The sequence below is a fragment of the Nocardia sp. NPDC087230 genome, assembly GCF_044744725.1.
Classification (GTDB): Bacteria; Actinomycetota; Actinomycetes; order Mycobacteriales; family Mycobacteriaceae; genus Nocardia; species Nocardia canadensis.
Genome location: NZ_JBIUYV010000002.1, coordinates 878318 through 896309 on the forward strand (window position 1 = coordinate 878318; position 17992 = coordinate 896309).

General features: G+C 69.7%; 18 protein-coding genes and 1 tRNA gene. 12 read left to right on the top strand and 7 right to left on the bottom strand.

Features of this window, described 5'->3' with window-relative positions; translation table 11 throughout:
- Positions 1 to 8: 8 nt before the first annotated feature.
- A complete protein-coding gene (locus ACIO52_RS10300) occupies positions 9 to 557 on the bottom strand; it encodes a TetR/AcrR family transcriptional regulator (RefSeq protein ID WP_402643104.1) in 549 nt (182 codons plus the stop codon).
- A gap of 120 nt (positions 558 to 677) precedes the next feature.
- Here ACIO52_RS10300 and ACIO52_RS10305 point away from each other — a divergent pair, with 120 nt between their 5' ends.
- The 5 genes from ACIO52_RS10305 to ACIO52_RS10325 all read left to right on the top strand — a co-directional run bounded on the left by ACIO52_RS10305 (position 678) and on the right by ACIO52_RS10325 (position 6524).
- Positions 678 to 1436: a carboxymuconolactone decarboxylase family protein gene (locus ACIO52_RS10305; protein ID WP_402643107.1), complete on the top strand. Its 759-nt coding sequence runs from the start codon at positions 678 to 680 to the stop codon at positions 1434 to 1436.
- A 148-nt stretch (positions 1437 to 1584) separates the two neighbouring features.
- Positions 1585 to 3000, top strand: coding sequence for an MFS transporter (locus ACIO52_RS10310; protein ID WP_316573136.1), 1416 nt, complete (start codon positions 1585 to 1587; stop codon positions 2998 to 3000).
- Positions 3001 to 3055: 55 nt separating this feature from the next.
- Positions 3056 to 3259, top strand: coding sequence for a heavy-metal-associated domain-containing protein (locus ACIO52_RS10315; RefSeq protein ID WP_218717496.1), 204 nt, complete (start codon positions 3056 to 3058; stop codon positions 3257 to 3259).
- Between the two features lie 20 nt (positions 3260 to 3279).
- Positions 3280 to 4209 carry a hypothetical protein gene (locus ACIO52_RS10320; RefSeq protein WP_316573135.1) on the top strand — a complete coding sequence of 310 codons (930 nt, stop codon included), beginning with the start codon at positions 3280 to 3282 and terminating at the stop codon, positions 4207 to 4209.
- Between the two features lie 59 nt (positions 4210 to 4268).
- Positions 4269 to 6524: a heavy metal translocating P-type ATPase gene (locus ACIO52_RS10325; RefSeq protein WP_316573134.1), complete on the top strand. Its 2256-nt coding sequence runs from the start codon at positions 4269 to 4271 to the stop codon at positions 6522 to 6524.
- Between the two features lie 58 nt (positions 6525 to 6582).
- On the opposite strand, the gene ACIO52_RS10330 is transcribed toward ACIO52_RS10325, so the two are convergent.
- The gene (locus ACIO52_RS10330; protein WP_218717476.1) at positions 6583 to 8487 is read right to left on the bottom strand and encodes an alkyl/aryl-sulfatase; all 1905 of its coding nucleotides are present in this window, start codon (positions 8485 to 8487) and stop codon (positions 6583 to 6585) included.
- Between the two features lie 90 nt (positions 8488 to 8577).
- A complete protein-coding gene (locus tag ACIO52_RS10335; protein ID WP_255587427.1) occupies positions 8578 to 9201 on the bottom strand; it encodes a DUF6636 domain-containing protein in 624 nt (207 codons plus the stop codon).
- Between the two features lie 104 nt (positions 9202 to 9305).
- On the opposite strand from ACIO52_RS10335, the gene ACIO52_RS10340 reads away from it, so the two are divergent.
- Positions 9306 to 9965: a histone deacetylase gene (locus tag ACIO52_RS10340; protein WP_342801553.1), complete on the top strand. Its 660-nt coding sequence runs from the start codon at positions 9306 to 9308 to the stop codon at positions 9963 to 9965.
- Between the two features lie 73 nt (positions 9966 to 10038).
- A complete protein-coding gene (locus ACIO52_RS10345; protein ID WP_402643114.1) occupies positions 10039 to 11469 on the top strand; it encodes a lipase maturation factor family protein in 1431 nt (476 codons plus the stop codon).
- A 45-nt stretch (positions 11470 to 11514) separates the two neighbouring features.
- On the opposite strand, the gene ACIO52_RS10350 is transcribed toward ACIO52_RS10345, so the two are convergent.
- A tRNA-Gly gene (locus tag ACIO52_RS10350) sits at positions 11515 to 11590 on the bottom strand.
- 119 nt (positions 11591 to 11709) lie between these two features.
- On the bottom strand, positions 11710 to 12051 hold the full coding sequence (locus ACIO52_RS10355; RefSeq protein WP_402643117.1) for a hypothetical protein: 342 nt from the start codon (positions 12049 to 12051) through the stop codon (positions 11710 to 11712).
- 20 nt (positions 12052 to 12071) lie between these two features.
- On the opposite strand from ACIO52_RS10355, the gene ACIO52_RS10360 reads away from it, so the two are divergent.
- Positions 12072 to 12494: a hypothetical protein gene (locus ACIO52_RS10360; protein ID WP_218717472.1), complete on the top strand. Its 423-nt coding sequence runs from the start codon at positions 12072 to 12074 to the stop codon at positions 12492 to 12494.
- Positions 12495 to 12624: 130 nt separating this feature from the next.
- On the opposite strand, the gene ACIO52_RS10365 is transcribed toward ACIO52_RS10360, so the two are convergent.
- Complete coding sequence (locus ACIO52_RS10365; protein WP_342801555.1) at positions 12625 to 13386, bottom strand: lysophospholipid acyltransferase family protein; 762 nt, start codon at positions 13384 to 13386, stop codon at positions 12625 to 12627.
- A 41-nt stretch (positions 13387 to 13427) separates the two neighbouring features.
- On the opposite strand from ACIO52_RS10365, the gene ACIO52_RS10370 reads away from it, so the two are divergent.
- The 4 genes from ACIO52_RS10370 to ACIO52_RS10385 all read left to right on the top strand — a co-directional run bounded on the left by ACIO52_RS10370 (position 13428) and on the right by ACIO52_RS10385 (position 16898).
- Complete coding sequence (locus ACIO52_RS10370) at positions 13428 to 14357, top strand: hypothetical protein (protein ID WP_402643122.1); 930 nt, start codon at positions 13428 to 13430, stop codon at positions 14355 to 14357.
- A gap of 115 nt (positions 14358 to 14472) precedes the next feature.
- Positions 14473 to 16008 carry a Rieske 2Fe-2S domain-containing protein gene (locus ACIO52_RS10375; RefSeq protein WP_218717470.1) on the top strand — a complete coding sequence of 512 codons (1536 nt, stop codon included), beginning with the start codon at positions 14473 to 14475 and terminating at the stop codon, positions 16006 to 16008.
- A 179-nt stretch (positions 16009 to 16187) separates the two neighbouring features.
- Positions 16188 to 16559, top strand: coding sequence for a hypothetical protein (locus ACIO52_RS10380; protein WP_218717469.1), 372 nt, complete (start codon positions 16188 to 16190; stop codon positions 16557 to 16559).
- Between the two features lie 36 nt (positions 16560 to 16595).
- On the top strand, positions 16596 to 16898 hold the full coding sequence (locus ACIO52_RS10385) for a helix-turn-helix transcriptional regulator (RefSeq protein ID WP_218717493.1): 303 nt from the start codon (positions 16596 to 16598) through the stop codon (positions 16896 to 16898).
- A 35-nt stretch (positions 16899 to 16933) separates the two neighbouring features.
- Here the strand turns inward: ACIO52_RS10385 and ACIO52_RS10390 are convergent, their stop codons facing one another.
- Positions 16934 to 17980 carry a Gfo/Idh/MocA family oxidoreductase gene (locus tag ACIO52_RS10390; protein WP_402643126.1) on the bottom strand — a complete coding sequence of 349 codons (1047 nt, stop codon included), beginning with the start codon at positions 17978 to 17980 and terminating at the stop codon, positions 16934 to 16936.
- Between the last annotated feature and the right edge of the window lie 12 nt (positions 17981 to 17992).

Sequence of the window (17992 nt, forward strand, 5' to 3'; positions counted from 1 at the left end):
GGCCGCGCTCACGCCAGGAGTTTGGTGGCGATCGAGGCCGCGCGGTCGGCGGCGGCCGGGGAGTTCTCGCGCACGGCGGTGACGATGGCGCCGTCGATGAGCAGGGCCAGTTCGGGGGCGAGGACCTCCGGATCGGGATGGCCCGCGGCGGTGAGGAGTTCGGTGAGGTAGTCGATCACGCGGCGCTTGTGACGGTCGGCCACTTGGTGGGCGGGGGCGGTGGGGTCGGCGACTTCGATCATCGTGTTGATGAAGGCACAGCCGCGGAAGTCGTTGCGGGCGAAGCGTTGCGCGAGGGCGGCGAAGACGGCCAGCGGGCGCGCGGTCGGGTCGTCGACGGCTTCGACGGAGGTGCGTAGCCAGTCCAGCCAGCGGCGGTCGCGGTCTTCCAGCACGGCGACGACCAGGTCGTCCTTGCTCGCGAAGTGGCGGTAGAAGGAGGCGCGGCCGACGCCGGACTCCTGGAGCAGCCGGTCGATGCCGACGGCGCGAATGCCCTCGGCGTAGAACAGCTCCTCGGCGGTGGTGAGCAACCGCTGCTTGGCCTGTGTCGCCATGCGCCCACCGTACCAGAACGGAAACGATCGGTACCGAATTGCTTGACCGAGACGGAACCGATCGGTACCGTCTCCATTCGGTACCGATCAGTACCGTTGCCGAAAGCCTTGGAGCGCACCATGTCCCGACTGCCGCTACTGTCCGCCGACACCGCCGATGCCGAGCAGGGCGAACTGCTCACCGAAGTCCAGCGGCAACTGGGCCGGGTGCCGAATCTGTACGCCGCCATGGCCAACAGCCCGGCCACCCTACGGGGGTATCTGCGCTTGCGCGACGCCCTCACCGCGGGCAAGCTCGGCGCGCGGACCCGCGAGCAGCTCGCCCTGCTGATCGCCGCCGACAACGGCTGCGAATACTGCGTCTCGGCGCACACGATGCGCGCGTCGAAGATGGGCTTCACGCCCGAGGCGATCGCGGCGACGCGGGCCGCCCGCGCCGAGGACCCGCACGCCGAAGCCGTGCTGCGCTTCGCCCGCGAGGTACAGCGCACCGGCGGCCGGGTGGACGACGAGCGATTGGCCGAGGCCAGGAGCAGCGGCGTCAGCGATGCCGAACTGACTGAGGCCGTCGGCCATGTGGCATTGAACGTGCTGTCGAACTACTTCAACCATGTCGCCCGCCCCGAGCTGGACTTTCCACTCGCCCCCACCCCACCGAAGGCACCCGCGACGACATCGAGATGGCGCGCCGCCGACACCGTCGGCCTGGTCGCCGGCTACACCCTGACCGATGCCGACGGGCGGCAGACCGCGACGGTGCGCGATGTGCACGTCGCCATCGAGGGCGGCTTCGCGCACATTTCCGTCAAGGGCGGCGAGCGGGTGCAGGTGGTGTCGGCGCCGGCGATCGCGCTGATCACCTACCGCCCCGAATCCTGATCCGCGCAGCACGAAATGCCCGGTCCACCGCCGTGTGGGCCGGGCTTTTCGCTGTCGAAATCCTTTCCGCCGGAGTCTTGACAGGTTAATACCCTAGGGGGGTAGGGTATCGACCACGAGACGCTCTCCGCTCGAAAGGACGAAAGTCGTGACTACGCAATCGCAATCCACCCGGAAGTGGTGGGCGCTGGCGGTGATCGCCGCAGCGCAGTTCATGGTCATCATGGACACCTCGATCATCGGGATCGCGCTGCCGAAGATGCAGGCCGAGCTCGGCTTCACCCCCGGCAATCTGACCTGGGTGTTCAACGCCTACGTGATCGCCTTCGGCGGCCTGCTGCTGCTCGGCGGCCGGCTCTCCGACCTGCTCGGCGCGCGCCGGATCTTCGGGGCGGGCTGGCTGGTGCTGGCCGTAGGCTCGGTGATCGCCGGCGCCGCGGGCACCGTCGGCATCGAGCTGGCGGGCCGGGCGATCCAGGGCGCGGGCGCGGCGCTGATCGCACCCTCGGCACTGACCCTGCTGATGATGCTGTTCGGCGGCTCGCCGCAGGAACTCACCAAGGCGCTGGCCGTCTACGGCGCGGCGGCTCCCGCCGGTGGCACCGCGGGCGTGTTCCTGGGCGGTGTGATCACCGAATACGTCAGCTGGCCGTGGGTCTTCTACATCAATATCCCGATCGCGGCGCTGGCGCTGATCGCCGTTCCGCTGCTGATGCCCGCCGCCCCCGCGCGCAAGGGATCCATCGACATCGCCGGATCCATCACGGTGACAGCCGGTTTGGCGGCCGCGGTGTACGCGATCGTGCAGGCTCCCGAGGTCGGCTGGGCGTCCGCGGAAACCCTGGGCGTGCTGGCGCTGGCCGCCGCGCTGCTGGGCGGCTTCGTCGCCATTCAGTCCCGCCGCGGCGAACCGCTGATGCGGCTGAGCATCTTCCGCGCGCCGAATCTGGCCGCCGCCAACTTCGCCCAGTTCGCGCTGGCCGCGGCGTGGGTGCCGATGTGGTTCTTCCTGAACCTGTACCTGCAGCAGGTGCTCGGCTACAGCGCGTTCCCGTCGGGCGCCGCGCTGCTGCCGATGACCACGCTGATCATGCTCGGCATGGTGGTGCTGGCCCCGAAGGCCATGCAGCGCTTCGGCGCCAAGCCGATGATCGTCACCGGCCTGATCGTGCTGGGTCTCGGCCTGGGGATCATGTCGCTGGTGCGGCCGACCGGCAACTTCTGGGTCGACGTGCTGCCCGCCTCGCTGGTGGCCGCCGGCGGGATGTCGCTGGCCTTCATCCCCTCGCTCGGCACCGCCATCTCGGCGGCGCGACCGGAGGAGGGCGGTCTGGCCTCGGGCATCGTCAACGTCAGCTACCAGGTGGGTTCCGCACTCGGCCTGGCCGCCATGACGGCGGTCGCCGCCGCCTTCGGCGCGGGCGAACTGGGCGATGCCACGGCGCTGACCGACGGCTACTCGGCGGCCTTCCTCGGCGCGGGCCTGCTGGCCCTGGCCGGTGCGGGCATCACCGCCGCGGTCATGCGCAGCCCTGCCCCGGTCACGGCCGACGCCACCGTTTGACAAAGTACCCTAGGGGGGTATGGTAATGATTGAGATCACGGACGAGGAGACCACCATGAGCACCACCACCGTCACCGTCACCGGCATGACCTGCGGCTGCTGCACCAACAAGGTGCGCGACAAGGTCGGCGCACTGCCCGGCGTCACGGGCGTCGAGGTCGACCTGGCCACCGGCACGGTGGCGATCGACGGCACCGCACCCGAGCGCACCGCCCTCGCCGACGCCGTCACCGCGGCCGGCTTCCAGCTCGCCGACTGAACCCGAAACGGAGCATCCCGATGAACGCAACAGGCAAGTTCGCCGGTTTCACCCTCGGCCTCGCGGCGGTCTTCGGGATCGCTCTGGCCGCCGGCGCCCTGGTCGGTCCGGAACCCGCCGAACCGGCCGGGCACGGCGAACACTCGACCGCGGCGGCGCCGTCGGCCGACCTGCCCGGCGGCCTCCTCGCCTCCGATCAGGGCTACACGCTGGCCATCGACAAGCCGAACACCACGACCGCGGCGCAGGCGCCGGTGAGCTTCCGCATCCTAGACGCCACCGGCGCACCGGTCACGAAGTACGTGACCAGCCACGACAAGGATCTGCACCTGATCGTGGTGCGGCGCGACATGGCGGGCTTCCAGCACGTGCACCCGGTGCTGGACCCGGCGGGCACCTGGTCGGTGCCGCTGAACCTGAGCCGGGGCGGTGACTACCGGGTGTTCGCCGACTTCACCCCGGCGGGCGGGTCGAACCTGACTCTCGGCGCGGACCTGCGCGTGGCGGGCAACTACGACGTGCAGGCGCTCCCGGCGCCCGCGACCACCGCCCGGGTCGGCGAGTACACCGTCACCCTCGACGGCACGGTCACGCCGGGAACGGCCTCGAACGTGACGCTGTCGGTGAGCCGCGACGGCACCCCGGTCACCGACCTACAGCCCTACCTCGGCGCCTACGGCCACCTGGTCGCCCTGCGCGCCGCCGACCTCGCCTACCTGCACGTTCACCCCGAAGGTGCCCCCGGCGACGGAGTCACCCCCGCCGGTCCCGGCATCGACTTCGTGGTGAACGCGCCGAGCGCGGGCGACTACCGCCTGTTCCTCGACTTCCAGCACCAGGGCGTGGTGCGCACGGCCGAGTTCACGGTGCGCGTCGCCCAGCCGGCGGCCACCGGCGCGAGCGATCCGGCGCCGACGACCGCACCGGCCGAACCCGGCCACGGGCACTGACGTAGCCCGTCGGCAAACCCTCAGCAAGAATCGATACCAGGAACGAAACGGAGCACCCCATGACCACCGTGACGCAACCACCGGGCACCGGCCAGGTAGAACTGGTGATCGGTGGCATGACCTGCGCTTCCTGCGCGAACCGGATCGAGAAGAAGCTCAACAAGCTCGACGGGGTCACCGCGACGGTCAACTACGCGACCGAGAAGGCCAGGGTCGACGTCACCGGCGACATCTCCCCCGAGGAGCTGATCGCCACCGTCGAGCAGGCCGGCTACACCGCGGCGCTGCCCGCGCCGAAGCAGGCCGAGCCCACCGACGACGCGGCCGTCGAGCCCGACCCGACCGCCTCACTGCGAACCCGCCTGCTGGTCTCGCTGGTGCTCACCGTCCCGGTCATCGCGATGGCGATGATCCCCGCGTTGCAGTTCACCAACTGGCAGTGGCTCTCGCTGACGCTGGCCGCGCCGGTCGTCGTGTGGGGCGCGCTGCCCTTCCACCGGGCGGCCTGGACCAACCTCGAGCACGGCACCGCCACCATGGACACGCTGGTGTCGATGGGCACGCTCGCCGCCTTCGGCTGGTCGCTGTACGCCCTGTTCTGGGGTACGGCGGGCACGCCGGGGATGAAGCACCCGTTCGAATTCACCATCGCGCGGATGGACGGCACCGGCAGCATCTACCTGGAGGCCGCGGCGGGGGTCACCACGTTCATCCTGGCCGGGCGCTACTTCGAGGCCCGTTCCAAGCGACGGGCGGGAGCCGCGCTGAAGGCGCTGCTGGAGCTGGGCGCCAAGGACGTCGCGGTCCTGCGCGACGGCGTGGAGACCCGGATTCCGGTGGAGCGGCTGGCCGTCGGTGACGAGTTCATCGTGCGGCCCGGCGAGAAGATCGCCACCGACGGTGTGGTGACCGAGGGCAGTTCGGCGGTCGACGCCTCCATGCTGACCGGCGAATCCGTGCCGGTCGAGGTCGGCGCGGGCGACGCGGTGACCGGCGCGACCGTCAATGTCGGCGGACGGCTCCTGGTGCGCGCCACCAGGATCGGCGCCGACACCCAGCTCGCCCAGATGGCCCAGCTCGTCGAGGACGCGCAGACCGGCAAGGCCCAGGCCCAGCGCCTGGCCGACAAGATCTCCGGCATCTTCGTCCCGATCGTCATCGCGCTGGCCGTGGCCACCCTCGGCTTCTGGCTCGGCACCGGCGGCGCGATCGCGGCGGCCTTCACCGCCGGCGTCGCGGTGCTGATCATCGCCTGCCCGTGCGCCCTCGGCCTGGCCACCCCGACCGCGCTGATGGTCGGCACCGGGCGCGGCGCCCAGCTCGGCATCCTGATCAAGGGGCCCGAGGTGCTGGAATCGACGCGCAAGGTCGACACCATCGTGCTGGACAAGACCGGCACCGTCACCACCGGCAAGATGACCCTGCTCGACGTGCTGCCCGCCGAGGGCGAGGAGCGCGGCCGGGTACTGGAACTGGCGGGCGCGCTGGAACATTCGTCGGAGCACCCGATCGCCCAGGCGATCGCCAAGGCCGCGCAGGACGAGTTCGGCACGCTGCTGCCGGTGGAGGGTTTCGCCAATGTCGAGGGCCTCGGCGTGCAGGGCGTGGTGAACGGTTCCGCGGTGATCGTCGGCCGGGCCCGGCTGCTGGCCGACTGGTCGCAGCCGCTGCCCGAGGCGCTGGAAACCGCGATGACGGAGGCGGAGTCGGCGGGCAAGACCGCCGTGGCGGTCGGCTGGGACGGAAAGGCACGCGGCGTGCTCGTCGTGGCCGACGCGGTGAAACCGACCTCGGCGCAGGCCATCGCGCAGTTCCGCGCGCTGGGGCTGACCCCGATCCTGCTGACCGGCGACAACGCCCGCGCGGCCCGCACCATCGGTGACGAGGTCGGCATCGACGAGGTGATCGCCGAGGTGCTGCCGCAGGACAAGGTCGACACGGTCAAGCGGCTGCAGGCCGAGGGCAAGGTCGTCGCGATGGTCGGTGACGGCGTCAACGACGCGGCCGCCCTGGCCCAGGCCGATCTGGGCCTGTCGATGGGCACCGGCACCGATGTCGCCATCGAGGCCAGCGACCTGACCCTGGTCCGGGGCGACCTGCGCGCCGCCGCCGACGCGATCCGCCTGTCGCGCCGCACCCTGGCCACCATCAAGGGCAACCTGTTCTGGGCCTTCGCCTACAACGTGGCGGCCATCCCGCTGGCCATGGCGGGCCTGCTCAACCCGATGCTGGCCGGCGCCGCCATGGCGTTCAGCTCGGTGTTCGTGGTGAGCAACAGCCTGCGGTTGCGGCGATTCAAGTCGACGGCGCACTAGTCGACTACGAGCGCGGGGGCGTCATCCGGGATTCCGGGTGGCGCCCCCTTCTCGTTCGTCAGGGGGTGACGATGGCGAACGCCGGATCGAACTCGTCGAGGACACCGGCGAGGGTATCGAGCACCGTGGCATCGCCGTCGAGGGTGATCTTGCCGCCGGCGGCGAGTTGCTGCGCCGAACCGGGTTTCAGCAGTACCGCGGTCAGTGCGGGCTTCGCCCCCGAGACCGTGAGCTGCGGGTCGCCGAAACGTCCGCGGCGGGCATTGAGCACGCCGCGGCGGATCCACATCGTCCATCGCGCGTCGTGATCGGTGAAGTCGAAGACGATCCGCAGGTCGACATCGGCGGCCTTCTCGCCGATCACGTGCACCGACACGAAATCGAAGAGGATGTCGATGGGCATCGCCAGCACGCTGTCCGCACTGGCCGTCACATAGGGCGGCGGCTGGACACCGTCGCGCAATTCCAGCGCGGCGGTCAGGAATATCCCGCGCCATTGCGGACCCTCGGCCTGGTACCCCATCTGCTCATAGGCGTCGGCCTGCAAGTCCTTGGCGCGCTGATTGTCCGGCTGGGCGAAGACGAGTTTGTGCAGAATCTCCGCGGCCCAGCGATAGTCGGCCGCCGCGATCGCACGCTCGCCCTCGGCGAGAATCTTGTCCGCACCGGCGAATTCGACGAAACGGCGGGCCGCCTCGACCGGCGGATGCGGGTGCAGCGAGACCGGATCGCCGTCCCACATGCCCAGCTCCTTGGCGTACACCGCGCGCACGTCGTGGTGCAGGGTGCCGTGATAGCCGCGATTGGCCCAGTCGCGGCGCAATTGCTCGGGCAGCTCGATCACCTCGGCGGCCTCCAGCGGGGTGTAGCCCTTGTTGGCCAGTCGCAGCGCCTGGTCGTGAATGAATTTGTAGGTGTCGCGCTGGGATTCGAGGAATCCGGTGACGTTGTCGTTGCCCCAGACCGGCCAGGTGTGCGGGCCGTAATGCACCTCTACCTCGTCGCCCCACCGCTCCAGAGTCTCGTCGAGATAGCGCGCGAAATTCCGGGCGTCGCGCGTGCGCGCTCCGCGCAGGGTCTGGATGTTGTGCAGCGAGTGATTGGCGTTCTCGGCGCAGGTGAGCGCCTTCAGCTGGGGAATCCAGATGTGCATCTCCTCCGGGGCCTCGGTATCGGGCGCGTACAGGAATTCCATCTCGATACCGGCGATCTCGCGTTTGGTTCCGGTCTCGGTGATCAGATCGGTCGGCGAGATATAGGACACGATCGGGCCTTTGGTGGCCGCGATCCCGATACCGCAGCTGACGAATCCCCGCGGCCCCGGCGGCAGCATCGAGCCGAAGGCGTAGAAACTGCGCCGGGCCATCGCATTACCGGCTACCACGTTCTCGCCGATCGCGTACTTGTCGAACTGATGGCCCGGGGCGATGATCGGCACCTTGCCCGAGGCCACGTCCTCGGCCGAGATCACGCCTTTCACGCCGCCGTAGTGGTCGATGTGGGTGTGGGTGTAGACGACAGCCGCGACCGGTTTGTCGGTGACGTGCTCGCGCAGCAGCTTCATCGCCTGCTCGGCGGACTCGACACCGGCCATGCAGTCGATGACGATGAGGCCGTCCTCGCCCTCGACGATGGTGAGATTCGCGATGTCGTTGTTGCGGACCTGGTAGACCCCCTTGGTGACTTCGAAGAGCCCACCGAGGCTGATCAGCTGCGACTGGCGCCACAGGCTGGGATTCACCGAATCCGGGGTCGGCGGATCGCCGTCGAGGTAGTCGAAGTCCGCCGGATCGAAGACGACCTTCGACGGATCGGTGTCGGAGTACACCGGACCCGGCAACTCCGCGATCAGGCCCTGCCGCGCGGCGGCGTAGTCCGCGCGGTTGTCCATGTCGTAGAGCTGGGTCGCCGCGCGGTTGGCCGCGGTGGTCGCCTCGCTCGGGTCCTTCGGGTGCTGCCCCATTGCTGCTCCTCGGCTCGGGATCGGCTGCTGAGGTCCAGCCTGGGCGAGCCGGGGAGCGCGCGAATCACCCGTCTCGGGTGATTCGCGGGGTCAGAAGGTGGTCTGGCTGTCGGCGGAGATGGTGAAGCCGTGGCCCGCCGCGTCGCAGCGGACGCCCTGCCTGCTGGAGGTGCAGGCGACGCCGCGCACGACGAGGGTGTCGCCGTAGTGCAGGGTGGCGCCGCCGCCCTTGTTGGTGCCGTCCACCGGGGAGCCGACGAAGATGCCCTGGCTGGTGCACAGGAACTCCGTCTTGCCGCCGACGGTGTGCACGGCGACCTTGCGGTCGGGGGCGTCGTCGCAGTTGGGCAGTTGCGGCGGAATGACATTCGCCTTCGCCAGCTGGCAGCCGACGCCGAACGGGGCGTCGGCGAGGATGCCGCACATGATGTTGCCGGTCGGTGATTGGAAGTAGAAGTTGTCGCGCTGCTGGTAGTCGCGGGCGTCGACGGTGGCGTCGTCGCGCGAGGGCAATCCGGTGGGCGCCGCCGTCGGGACGGCGGTGGCTGGGCTGGGCACGATGACCGGTGGAGTATCCGGGGCGCCGGTGCCGCTCGGCTGGGCGACGGCAGACTGGGTGACGGTGGTCTGCGCGGTCGAACCCTGATCGCCGGCGCACGCGGCCAGTCCCCCCGCCGACGCCACCAGCGCTGCCACCACGATCGCTGATCTCATGATCTCTCCCCTCGATGTCCTCCCGACCCATCGAAGGAAGAATCGACGGCAGGAACGGATTCGTTTCCTCCGCTCAGGAACCGTGACCCACCCGAGGTGAGCCCGTGACCACAGCTCAGCGCGTCTGGTACGCCGCGTACGGCTCCAACATGCTTGCCGCGCGGTTCGCCTACTACCGCGACGGCGGCACCCCGCCGGGCACAGCGCACCCCTACCCCGGCTTCCGCGACCGCACCCCACCGGCGGCGACCCTGCCGCTGACCCTGCCGGGGAGTCTGTATTTCGCCTGGCAGAGCCCGGTCTGGACCGGCGGCGTCGCCTTCTACGCCGACCGCCCGGCCACCGGCTGGCCGATCGGCGTCGCGGCGCGCGGGTACCTGCTCACCGTCGGCCAGTTCGGCGATCTGCTCGCCCAGGAGATGTACCGGACACCGAGCGCCGACTTCGACCTCGCGTCGGTGCTCGCGGCGGGCTCGGTCCGGCTGGGGCGCGGCCGGTACGAGACCGTGGTGCACGCCGGGACCCTCGACGGCGCGCCGATCCTCACCTTCACCGCGCCGTGGCGGCCGGAAACGGTTGACCTGCAACGACCATCGGCTCGCTATGTGGCCATGATCGCCGCCGGACTGCGCGCCTCGCACGGCTGGGACACCGACCGCGTCGTCGGCTATCTGGCGGCGCTGCCCGGCATCGCCGCGCGGTGGCACGAGCCCGAGCTGCGCGCGGCGGTCACCGGCGGACCCGGCCTCGAGCTGCCGGAATGACCGAGGGCGTTTCGCCGGACGGTCTGCGGGTGGACAATCGAACCAGGGAGCATGACCGTCCGGGAGCGGGTGCATGGACTGGTTCACGGCGCCGGAGTACTGGCAGGGCAGGCTGATCTTCCAGCGTGGCCTGGCGGTCGTCTACGCGCTCGCGTTCCTCGGCGCCGCGCTGCAATTCCGGGCGCTGCTCGGCGAACGCGGGATGCTGCCGGTGCCGCGTTTCCTGGCGCGGACCCCGTTCCGGCGGGCGCCGAGTCTGTTCCAGCTGCACTATTCCGATCGCGCCTACGCCGCGGTGGCCTGGTCGGGGGTGGCGGTGGCGGTCGCGGTCGCCGTGGGGGCCGCCGATCTGGTGCCGCTGTGGGGGTCGATGGCGCTGTGGTTCGTGCTGTGGGTGCTGTATCTGTCGATCGTCAATGTCGGGCAGGCCTGGTACGCCTTCGGCTGGGAAGCACTGCTGCTCGAGGCCGGTTTTCTGGCGATCTTCCTGGGCAACGACACCGTCGCGCCGCCGCTGCTCGTCCTGTTCGCCGCGCGCTGGCTGCTGTTCCGGGTGGAGTTCGGCGCCGGGCTGATCAAGATGCGCGGGGACCGGTGCTGGCGCGACCTGACCTGCCTGTACTACCACCACGAGACCCAGCCGATGCCCGGTCCGCTGAGCTGGTTCTTCCACCAGCTGCCGCGACCACTGCACCGGGTGGAGGTCGCGGCCAATCACTTCGCGCAGCTGGTGGTGCCGTTCGGGCTGTTCGCGCCGCAACCGGTGGCGAGCGTGGCGGCCGGCATCGTCATCGTCACCCAGCTGTGGCTGGTGCTGTCCGGCAATTTCGCCTGGCTGAACTGGGTGACGCTGCTGCTGGCCACGACGGTGGTCGACGGGCGGGTCTATGCGATGCTGCCCGACGCGCCCGAGGCGCAGCCGCCACCTGCCTGGTTCACCGGCGCGGTGTTCGGCTATGTCGGGCTGGTCGCCGTGCTGAGCTATCAGCCGGTCGTCAATCTGCTGTCCTCGCGTCAGGCCATGAACGCCTCGTTCGACCCGTTGCACCTGGTCAACACCTACGGCGCCTTCGGCAGCATCACGCGGGTCCGGCACGAGATCGTGGTCGAGGGCACCGATGCCACCGAGCTCACCCCGGACACGCGGTGGCGCGAGTACGAGTTCAAGGGCAAACCGGGCGATCCGCGCCGCCTGTCCCGCCAGTGGGCGCCGTACCACCTGCGCCTGGACTGGCTGATGTGGTTCGCCGCGCTGTCGCCCGCCTACGCCAGGGCGTGGGCGCTGCCGCTGGCCCTGCGCCTGCTCCGCAACGACCCCGACACCCTGCGCCTGCTGCGGCACTGCCCCTTCCCGGACGCCCCACCGCACTACCTGCGCGCCCGGCTCTACGAGTACCACTTCAGCTCGCCCGAAGAACTGTTCCGGCAGCGGATCTGGTGGCGGCGCAGGCTGATCGGCGACTACCTGCCGCCGGTGACCTACGAGCGGATCACGCGGCGCTGAGAACGCGGAAAGCCCGGTGCGACAGAGTGTCGACCGGGCTTTTCGTGGAGCGGATGACGAGATTCGAACTCGCGACCCTCACCTTGGCAAGGTGATGCGCTACCAGCTGCGCTACATCCGCACGCCGTGCGAGGCCCGTTCCGGGATCGCCGGGGGCTTCGTCGTGCGAGAAGGAACTCTAGCGCGTCGGCCGCGAAAAACGAAATCCGTGCGCACGGCCGACGGGCGGGAGCGGTGAGGTCAGCAGGGGGCGCGGCGGATGCCGATCAGCAGCAGGACCGACGCGGCCCAGGCAAGCACCCAGGGCGCCGGTTCGAAGATCAGCGCGCAGCCGGCGGTCCAGACCGGCAACGACCAGGCCAGATAGGTCGGCGGCGCGATCGCGCACGTATGCTTCCACGGGTTTCGCCCGCCCGCACCCGATCCCTCGGGGTAGGCCGCCAGGCCACACCGGTGTCCTCGACCCGGGCCGAGGCACCGACGACAGGCACCGCCGCACGGCGGCGCACCCGCCGTTAAGCGCTCGCCAAGGTTCCGGAATCCCTTGCCGGGAAAGCTCTTTCCCAGTCCGGTGGTCGCCACCGGCAGTAGGAAGGAACGGGATGAAGACTCTGGGACCGGTCGCGGCGGGCATCGCCGCGATTACCGTGACGATCATGGGCGCGGGCCCGGCGCACGCGGACTTCACCGACGCGGTGGAGTTCACCGACAGCGGCGAGAACGTCGAGGAGGGCGAGTTCGGCGAGTACGCGATCGACCGGAACAACCCGGGCTCGTGCCTGGTGGTGCAGAACCACACCGGCGGGCGGGTGACGGTACGGCTGAATTACCCGACCAGCCAGGGCAAATGGATCTTCGCCCACGACGACGTGGGCGTGCTGACCCGCAACAACCGGGTGGTGACCTCGCCGTCCGGACGCTGGAGCGTGCGGACCAACCCGCCGATCGTGTTCCACTGGGTCTACGACGGCGACCTGAACGACCGTAAGGGCTGCAACGGATCCTGGGTGCTGACCATGAACTGATCCGGGACTCGGCACGGCCGCGCGAAGGCGCGGCGATGATCGGCGACCCACCCGCGCGGCAGGCTGCCCGCGCCGACTCGCTGCCGGATACCGCGCTGAGGGCGCGGCGCCGGGAGCGAGTCGGTCGGGATCAGGCTTCCGGCTGCTCCCGCTGGGCGGCCTTGCGGGCGAGGCGCTCCGCGGCCTCGGCGTCGTCGAGTGCGGTGGCCTCTTCCAGGGTCGGGGCGCTGCCGCCGAGGCGACGCGGGACCCAGTAGGCGCCGGGCTCGTGCTCGTAGGATTCCTGCAATTCGGCCAGCAGCCCCTGCATCGTGCTCCGGAGCTGGGCGGTCAGCTCGGCGGCCGGTTCGTACGGCTTGATCGGGGCGCCGACCGCGATCGAGATGGGGGTGTTGGTGCGGCCGAGGCGCTTGGGGAAGCCCTTGGTCCAGACGCGCTGGGCGCCCCAGATGACGATCGGGATGATCGGGACGTCGGCCTCGAGTGCCATCCGGGCCGCGCCGGACTTGAATTCCTTGATCTCGAAGCTGCGGCTGATGGTGGCCTCGGGGTAGACGCCGACCAGCTCGCCTGCTCGCAGGTACTTCACCGCCGACTTGTAGGAGTCGGCGCCCGCGGTGCGGTCCACGGGGATGTGTTTGAGGGCGCGCATGATCGGGCCGGAGATGCTGTTGTCGAACACCTCCTGTTTGGCCATGAACCTGATGTAGCGACCAGGTGTGCGCGCGGGCAGTCCCGCGTAGGTGAAGTCCATGTAGCCGGTGTGGTTGATCGCCACCACGGCACCACCGGACGCGGGGATGTTCTCCGCGCCTTTCACGGTGAACTTCAGACCTTCGAGGAAGAAGACGGTTCGGGCCAGGCCGATGATCGACCGGTAGACGGGTTCCACAATTCAGCTAGCGTAGTCGCAGATCGTGCCACGGCCCAGGAATGAGGAACGTCGTAGTGGAACGCGCGCAGCCGACCCCGCCTGCTCTGCCCCGTCCCCGCCCGCACCGCGCCGTCGCGCTGGCCGCGGGACTCACCGTCACCGCGGCGCTGATCGCCGGGTGCGATTCGGTCTCCGGCATCCCCGGTGACGATCCGGCACCGGCGGACACCACGACCGCGACGGCACCTCCGACCACGTCCACCGCCACCCAGGCGATCGCCCCCGGCGAACCGGCGCCGACGAAGGCCACCACCCCGCTGCCCGCCGACGCGCCGCAGGTCGGCGCGGTGCCCGGCGACGCCGACGCGGTGACCGCGGTCCGCCGCTGGGCCGCCGACCTGCAGACGAGCACGGTCGCCGAACTGCAGGCCAAGTGCTGGACCATCCCGCCGCGCACGGTCGCCGACATGTACGCCGACCCGCAGTCGGTCCTCGCCGCGCTCGGCCAGCCCGGCACCGCGACCGCCGACACCGTCACCTGGCGAAACCGCACCACCACCGTCACCGTGGAGCGCGATGCCGTCGCCACCGGTTACGCCTGTGGCCGGGTGTTCGCGGCAGGCGTCGAGCCCGGTTACGACGAAGCCGATGCCCGCCACACCGTCCGCCGCTACCTCGCGCGCGCCACCGGCAAACCGCTCGATCCGGCCGACATCGAAGACACCCATCCGCTGACCTGCAAGGCGAGCCTCACCACCTGGGATCCCCAGGGCACCGGCAACCCCACAGCACCCCCACTGGCCGGCGACTCGGGCAAAGTAGGCAATGTCACCTCCTACACCGGTGACGAGCTACGATCCGACCAGGTTCGCGGCGACTACCTGGCAGTTCATGTCCCGGTGACCACCTCGCCGGGGGGCACGCGGGTGCGGACTTTCACCGTGGTACCGACCGCCGAGGGCTACTGCATCGGTGACGTCACGGTTTAGCCACTACCCTGGTTGGCTGGTCCGCCGGAGCAGCCAGGGTCCGGAGGCGGCAGCTTGCGTGACCACGCAGGGCCCCCGATCCGGCGAATCAGATACTGGTAGGAGGAAACAGCTCGTGCAGATCACCAGCGTCGGACACGCAGGCTTCCACATCCGAACCACGGCCGGGACGATCCTGTGCGACCCCTGGGTCAATCCCGCGTATTTCGCCTCGTGGTTCCCGTTCCCGGACAACTCCCAGCTCGATTGGGAGTCACTCGGCGATGTCGACTACCTGTATGTCTCGCACCTGCATCGCGACCACTTCGACGCCGCGCATCTGCGCAAGTACGTCAACAAGGACGCCACGATCCTGCTGCCGGACTACCCGGTGCCGGATCTGCGCCGCGAGCTCGAGGCGCTGGGCTTCACCAAGTTCTTCGAGACCGAGGACTCGGTCAAGCACACCGTCACCGGCCCCAAGGGCTCGCTCGACATCATGATCGTGGCGCTGCGGGCGCCCGCCGACGGCCCGATCGGCGACTCCGGCATTCTCATCTCCGACGGTGAGACCACCTGCTTCAACATGAACGACGCGCGCCCGGTGGACATGGACGTCATCCACGAGGCGTTCGGCGACATCGACATCCACCTGCTCCAGTACTCCGGCGCCATCTGGTACCCGGCCGTCTACGACATCCCGGCCCGCACCAAGGCCAACTTCGGCAAGCAGAAGCGGCAGCGCGGCATGGACCGCGCCCGCTCCTACATCGAGCAGGTCGGCGCGACCTGGGTGGTGCCCTCGGCGGGCCCGCCGGTGTTCCTCGACGACGAACTGCGCTATCTCAACGACGACCGCGGCGAGGAAGGCAACATCTTCCCCGACCAGATCGTGTTCCTCGAGCAGATGGAGATCCACGGCAACGCCGGTGGCATCCTGATGATCCCGGGCTCGGTCGCCGACGTGCGCGGCAAGGAGCTCGACCTCGCGCACCCCTTCGATCCGGACCGGATCTACGGCGACAAGGCCGCCTACATCGCGGAGATGGCCGAGCGGTTCGCACCCGTGCTGGCCGCCGAGAAGGCATCCTGGGAGACCGGCGAGGGCTCGCTGCTCGAGCCGCTGCGCGAGCTGTTCGAGCCGATCATGAAGCAGTCGGCGCTGATCAGCGACGGTATCGGGTACCCGGTCGGCCTGGTCATCGGCGACGAGACCGTGGTGCTGGACTTCCCGCACCGCACCGTCCGCGCGCCGATCGAGGGCGAGGGCCGCTACCGCTACGGCTTCCGAATCGCTCCCGAGCTGGTCCGCACCGTGCTGCGCGACAACGAGCCGGACTGGGTCAACACGATCTTCCTGTCCACCCGCTTCCAGGCGTGGCGCATCGGCGGCTACAACGAGTTCCTCTACACCTTCTTCAAGTGCCTCACCGACGAGCGCATCGCCTACGCCGACGGCTGGTTCGCCGAGGCCCACGACGACTCCGCCGTCACCGAACTCGACGGCTGGGAAGTCCAGCGCCGCTGCCCCCACCTCAAGGCCGACCTCTCCAAATTCGGTGTGGTGGAAGGCAACAACCTGACCTGCAACCTGCACGGCTGGCAGTGGGACCTGGAATCGGGCCGCTGCAAGACCTCCAAGGGCCACGAGCTGCGCTCGCGCAAGCTCTGACTCCGGATTCCGAACGGGCGGGACGGCTTTCGTCCCGCCCGTTTCGTCTGTCCACTGTTTGCATAACTTGCAAACTGCCAATCTTCGGACAATTCCGGGTCGATTCGGCCGACGGAACTCCCGCCACTGACCTAGCGTCACCATCGACGGTCAACCGCTCCGATTCGGAAGGAAATCCCTTGGCGGACATGGATATCGCACTCAAGGAAATGATGCTGCTCGACGGGGCGCTCGGCGCCTGCATCGTCGACTACACCAGCGGCATGACCCTCGGCGCGCTCGGCGGATCCAAGACCCTGGATCTACAGGTCGCCGCCGCGGGCAACACCGAGGTGCTGCGCGCCAAGGTCCGCACCATGGAGCAGCTCGGCATCGACGACGGAATCGAGGACGTGCTCATCACCCTCAGCGGGCAGTACCACCTGATCCGGCCCTCCAAGGCGCGCCGGGCCAAGGGCCTGTTCCTCTACCTCGCCATGGACCGCGCCCGCGGCAATCTCGCGCTCGCTCGCCGTCGCCTCGCCGACATCGACGCCGAGCTCGAGATCTAGCCGTTCGTGCCGGGGACACAGCGGCCGCTGTATCAGATGAAGGCCGACTTCTTCAAAACCCTCGGGCATCCCGTGCGGATTCGCGTGCTCGAACTGTTGAGCGCGCGGCCGCATGTGGTCGCGGAGATCCTGCCCGAGGTCGGCGTCGAGGCGGCGACCCTGTCCCAGCAGCTGTCGGTGCTGCGGCGGGCCGGATTGGTGACCTCGCGCCGGGACGGGCAGTCGGTCACCTACGCACTCACCTCACCGGAGGTCGCCGAGCTGCTCGCGGTCGCGCGCGGCATTCTGACCGGCGTGGTCGCGGTGCAGGTCGAAGCGCTCGGGCCCGCGGTCCACTGATCGCGGTTCCCTGACCGGGCTCGGATCGCGCCCGGTCAGGGTTCGTCCCGGCCCGCCACGTGGGCGGCGTACTCCAGGATGCGCAAGGTGTGCACGGCGTCGCGGGGGTCGACCGGGACCGGGGCATCGTCGAGGAGGGCTGCGGCCATGCCGGCGTAGAAGGCGGGGTAGTCACCGGGCACGGTGGGAACGGCCCGCAGGTCGTCGCCCGCGCCGAAGGTACCCCAGCGGTCCGGCGGCACTGTGCCCCAACCCGGTTCGCCGTCACCGGGTCGGCGGCCCGCGCGCAGGTCGTCCTCCTGCGGATCCAGACCGTGGACGGTGTAGCCGCTGGTGGAGCCGAGCACGCGCAGCCGGGGGCCCAATTGTGGTGCGACGGCGCTCATCCACAGCTGGGAGCGGGTGCCGCAGGCGTGGGTGAGGGCGATGAAGGCGTCGTCGTCGGCCTGGACGCCGGGGCGGCGGCGGTCGAGTTCGGCATAGACCTCGGTGACCGGGCCGAACAGGGTCAGGGCCTGGTCGACCAGGTGACTGCCGAGATCGAACAGGATGCCCGCGCCGTCGGCCGCGGTGCCCAGCTCACGCCAGCCGCCCTTGGTGACCGGACGCCAGCGTTCGAACCGGGACTCGAATCGCCGCACCTCGCCGAACTCCCCCGCGTCCAGCAGCGCGCGCACCGTCAGGAAGTCGTTGTCCCAGCGGCGATTCTGGAACATGCTCAGCGCGAGTCCGGCGTCCTCGGCAGCGGTCACCACCGCGTCGGCGTCGCTGGAGGTCACCGCGAACGGCTTGTCGACCACCACGGGCAGACCCGCGGCCAGGGCCCGCAACGCCAAGGGCGCGTGACTGCTGTTGGGCGTGGCGATCACCGCCAGGTCGATTCCCGCCGGATCGGTGAACAGCTCGTCGGCGTTCGGCACCACTCGCACACCGGGATGCTCGGCCCGCGCCTTCGCCGCCCGCTCCTCGGACGAGGTCACCACCGCCGCCACCCGCAACCGTGGATCGGCGGCGATCAGCGGCGCGTGGAACACCGACCCGGCCAGGCCGTACCCGACTACCGCTACCCCGAGCTGGTCCATCGCTGTCCCTTT

Coding starts and splice junctions, on each gene's coding strand:
- ACIO52_RS10300 (WP_402643104.1), bottom strand. CDS start 557: ATGGCGACACAGGCCAAGCAGCGGTTGCTCACCACCGCCGAGGAGCTG.
- ACIO52_RS10305 (WP_402643107.1), top strand. CDS start 678: ATGTCCCGACTGCCGCTACTGTCCGCCGACACCGCCGATGCCGAGCAG.
- ACIO52_RS10315 (WP_218717496.1), top strand. CDS start 3,056: ATGAGCACCACCACCGTCACCGTCACCGGCATGACCTGCGGCTGCTGC.
- ACIO52_RS10320 (WP_316573135.1), top strand. CDS start 3,280: ATGAACGCAACAGGCAAGTTCGCCGGTTTCACCCTCGGCCTCGCGGCG.
- ACIO52_RS10325 (WP_316573134.1), top strand. CDS start 4,269: ATGACCACCGTGACGCAACCACCGGGCACCGGCCAGGTAGAACTGGTG.
- ACIO52_RS10330 (WP_218717476.1), bottom strand. CDS start 8,487: ATGGGGCAGCACCCGAAGGACCCGAGCGAGGCGACCACCGCGGCCAAC.
- ACIO52_RS10335 (WP_255587427.1), bottom strand. CDS start 9,201: ATGAGATCAGCGATCGTGGTGGCAGCGCTGGTGGCGTCGGCGGGGGGA.
- ACIO52_RS10345 (WP_402643114.1), top strand. CDS start 10,039: ATGGACTGGTTCACGGCGCCGGAGTACTGGCAGGGCAGGCTGATCTTC.
- ACIO52_RS10360 (WP_218717472.1), top strand. CDS start 12,072: ATGAAGACTCTGGGACCGGTCGCGGCGGGCATCGCCGCGATTACCGTG.
- ACIO52_RS10370 (WP_402643122.1), top strand. CDS start 13,428: ATGAGGAACGTCGTAGTGGAACGCGCGCAGCCGACCCCGCCTGCTCTG.
- ACIO52_RS10385 (WP_218717493.1), top strand. CDS start 16,596: ATGAAGGCCGACTTCTTCAAAACCCTCGGGCATCCCGTGCGGATTCGC.
- ACIO52_RS10390 (WP_402643126.1), bottom strand. CDS start 17,980: ATGGACCAGCTCGGGGTAGCGGTAGTCGGGTACGGCCTGGCCGGGTCG.